Genomic DNA, 3,190 nt, shown 5'->3' with positions numbered 1-3,190 from the left:
GCAGGCGTCAGTCCATATACATCGTCTTGCGACTTCGCATGGACCTGTGTTTTTTTAGGAGGGTTAGAACCCTCCTAAACACTCACGACCACCCGGCCACTTCCCCGGCCCGGCCGGCTTCGATACCGGTCCTCGGGGCGGGGTTCAGCTGGTCGGGCGGGCCGAGTAGCCGCCCCGGCGCTGGCCCGGCTGGCGCTGGCCAGGCTCGAACCCCTGGCCGAGCGTCGTCGCCGTGGCCGTCTGGCCGTCGACCTTCGCCACCACCGTCACGTTCGTGTCGCCCTGCTTCACGTCGCCCGTCTTCTGGGTCGAGCCGTTCAGCGTATACGTCTGCTTGTAGCCGTCCTTGCTGGTCAGCGTCACCGAGGTGGCGCTCAGCTCCGTCACGTCGCCGGTCTGGAGGCGCTCGGTCGTGTAGCCGCCGCTGCCGTTCGACACCACGAAGTCGCCGTGCAGGGCTTCGCGCAGCGCCGCCATTCCGCCGCCGAAACCGCCGCCCGGTACGCCCTGGCCGCGGAACTGGCCGCCGCCGGGTCCGCCGCCCGGGCCGCCGAAGCCGCCGGGGCCCTGGGCCGTGTTGTCGGCGCTGCTCGTGCCCGCCCAGATCGCTGCTCCGCCGCCCGCCGCGATCACCACGGCGATGCCGGCCGCGATCGCCGTCTTCTTGCCGGACCAGCCCTTCCTCGGGGCGGCCGGGGCCGGGTCGCCCCAGTTGGCGCCCGGCGGCGGGGTGGTCGGCGTCGGCTCGGTCGTCATCGTGTCCTCCGGTCGTACCCACACTGGTCCCGACCAGGCTCGCCGTCGTCGCTGTGATTGAGCTGTGCGGGGCGTCAGCGGGTGCTGTGCCTCGAACGAACGAACTCTCACAGGAAACGCACAGCGACGTCACAGTGAGCGCTGATGAGGCGCCGGGAAGGTGGCACTATGACCGCTATGAACGCCACGTCACCCGGCCCCGGCAAGGCCGACCTGCGGCGCGCCGACGGGAGCCCGGTCCGGGTCCTCGTCGTCGACGACGAGGCGACGCTGGCCGAGCTCGTGTCGATGGCCCTGCGGATGGAGGGCTGGGAGGTGCGCAGCGCGGGCGACGGCACCGAGGCCGTCCGGATCGCGCGCGACTTCCGCCCCGACGCCGTCGTCCTCGACGTCATGCTCCCCGACTTCAGCGGCCTCGAAGTGCTGCGCCGGATGCGGTCCGAGGCGCCGAACCTGCCGGTCCTCTTCCTGACGGCGAAGGACGCGGTCGAGGACCGCATCGCCGGGCTCACCGCGGGCGGCGACGACTACGTGACCAAGCCGTTCAGCCTCGAAGAGGTCGCGCTGCGCCTGCGCGCGCTGCTGCGCCGGGCGGGCGGCGTCACCGGCGCGAGCGGGTCGACGCTCGTCGTCGGCGACCTCACCCTGGACGAGGACAGCCGCGAGGTGCACCGCGGCGGCGATCTGGTGCCGCTGACCGCGACCGAGTTCGAGCTGCTGCGCTACCTCATGCGCAACCCGAAGCGGGTGCTGTCGAAGGCCCAGATCCTGGACCGCGTCTGGAGCTACGACTTCGGCGGGCAGGCCAACATCGTCGAGCTCTACATCTCCTACCTGCGCAAGAAGATCGACGCCGACCGCGAGCCGATGATCCACACCATGCGGGGCGCCGGGTATGTCCTCAAGCCAGCAGGCTGAACCGCGGCGCGTCCGCCGGCCGTGGTCGTTGCGACGGCGGCTGATCGTCCAGCTCGCCGCGCTGCTCGCGCTGGTGTGCGTGGTCGTCGGCGTGGTCACGGAGTTCGCGCTGAGCGAGTTCCTCGTCGGGCAGCAGGACAAGCGGCTGGCCGCGGCCAGCGACCGGGCCTCGCACGCGGGGGAACGGCCGCCGCCGTGGACCTACGGCGAAGCACCGCCGCCGGATCCGCTGCGCGCGCTCGGCCAGGGCGAGGGCACGCTCGCCGTCGTCCAGCGCGGCGCGCTCGCCCAGGGCAGCGTGCTCGACTCCACCGCCGGCGCGCCGTCCAAGCGCCGGACGGGGTACCGCAACATCTCGCCGGAGCAGGTGCTGACGCTGGTCGCGCTGCCGTCCGACGGGAAGCAGCACAGCATCGACCTCGGCGGCAGCCTCGGCGAGTACCGGGTCGTTTCGACGAAGGCCCCGAACGGCGACAAGACGGTCATCGGCCTGCCGCTGAAGGACGTCAACGAGACGCTCTGGCAGCTCGGGTTCATCCTCGGCGGCGTCGCGCTCGCCGGGATCCTGGTGGCGGGCGCGGTCGGCGCGGCGACGATCCGCCGCACGATGCGGCCGCTCGACCGGCTGGCCGCGACCGCGACGCGCGTCTCGGAGCTACCGCTGGACCGCGGCGAAGTCGCGCTGTCCGAACGCGTCCCGGAGGCCGACACCGACCCGGGCACCGAGGTCGGCAAGGTCGGCTCGGCGCTGAACCGGATGCTGCAGCACGTCGCGAACGCGTTGTCCGCGCGGCACGCGAGCGAGAACCGCGTCCGCCAGTTCGTCGCGGACGCCAGCCACGAACTCCGGACACCGCTGGCGGCGATCCGCGGCTACGCGGAGCTGACCCGCCGCGGCGGCGAGCAGGTGCCCCCGGACGTCGCGTTCGCGATGAGCCGCGTGGAGTCCGAGTCCCGCCGGATGACGACGCTGGTGGAGGACCTGCTGCTGCTCGCCCGGCTGGATTCGGGCCGCCCGGTGGTGCACGAGTGGGTCGACCTGTGCCGCCTGGTGGCCGACGCGGTCGCGGACGCGCACGTGGCGGGCCCGGACCACAAGTGGCTGATGGAGGTCCCGGGCGAGCCGATCGGCGTCCTCGGCGACGCGAACCAGCTGCACCAGGTGGTGATCAACGTGCTGGCCAACGCCCGCACGCACACCCCGCCGGGCACCACGGTGACGACGACGCTGTCCACATCGGACGGAATCGTCCGGCTCCGGGTGGCCGACGACGGCCCGGGCATCCCGCCGGAGATCCTCCCGGACATCTTCGAGCGCTTCGCCCGCGGGGACAATTCGCGGTCGCGGGCGGCGGGGAGCACGGGGCTGGGCCTGGCCATCGTGGCGGCGGTGGTGGGTGTGCACGGCGGCCGGGTCGGGGTGCAGAGCCGGCCGGGGCGGACCGAGTTCGAGATCACCTTCGCGGCCGCGCGGTCGTGAGTGGTAAGGCGGGTTCTAACCCTCCTTACCACTCAC

General features: G+C 72.5%; 3 protein-coding genes. 2 read left to right on the top strand and 1 reads right to left on the bottom strand.

Annotation, left to right across the window (positions count from 1 at the left end; translation table 11 throughout):
* Window positions 1-144 precede the first annotated feature (144 nt).
* On the bottom strand, window positions 145-756 hold the full coding sequence (locus ABZW17_RS46665) for a hypothetical protein (protein WP_354829469.1): 612 nt from the start codon (window positions 754-756) through the stop codon (window positions 145-147).
* Between the two features lie 168 nt (window positions 757-924).
* On the opposite strand from ABZW17_RS46665, the gene ABZW17_RS46660 reads away from it, so the two are divergent.
* Together ABZW17_RS46660 and ABZW17_RS46655 are read left to right on the top strand one after the other, a co-directional pair.
* Window positions 925-1,674 carry a response regulator transcription factor gene (locus tag ABZW17_RS46660; protein ID WP_033261680.1) on the top strand — a complete coding sequence of 250 codons (750 nt, stop codon included), beginning with the start codon at window positions 925-927 and terminating at the stop codon, window positions 1,672-1,674.
* Entirely contained in the window at window positions 1,652-3,154 is a 1,503-nt protein-coding gene (locus ABZW17_RS46655) for a HAMP domain-containing sensor histidine kinase (RefSeq protein ID WP_354829466.1), read from the top strand. The genes ABZW17_RS46660 and ABZW17_RS46655 overlap by 23 nt, the downstream gene beginning before the upstream one ends.
* Window positions 3,155-3,190 lie beyond the last annotated feature (36 nt).

Origin of the sequence: Amycolatopsis sp. NPDC004625, from assembly GCF_040609695.1 — a bacterium.
Lineage (GTDB): Bacteria > Actinomycetota > Actinomycetes > Mycobacteriales > Pseudonocardiaceae > Amycolatopsis.
The sequence above is the reverse complement of the archived record's forward strand: the minus strand, read 5'-3'. Positions and strand labels throughout refer to the sequence as shown.

Coding starts and splice junctions, on each gene's coding strand:
- ABZW17_RS46665 (WP_354829469.1), bottom strand. CDS start 756: ATGACGACCGAGCCGACGCCGACCACCCCGCCGCCGGGCGCCAACTGG.
- ABZW17_RS46660 (WP_033261680.1), top strand. CDS start 925: ATGACCGCTATGAACGCCACGTCACCCGGCCCCGGCAAGGCCGACCTG.
- ABZW17_RS46655 (WP_354829466.1), top strand. CDS start 1,652: ATGTCCTCAAGCCAGCAGGCTGAACCGCGGCGCGTCCGCCGGCCGTGG.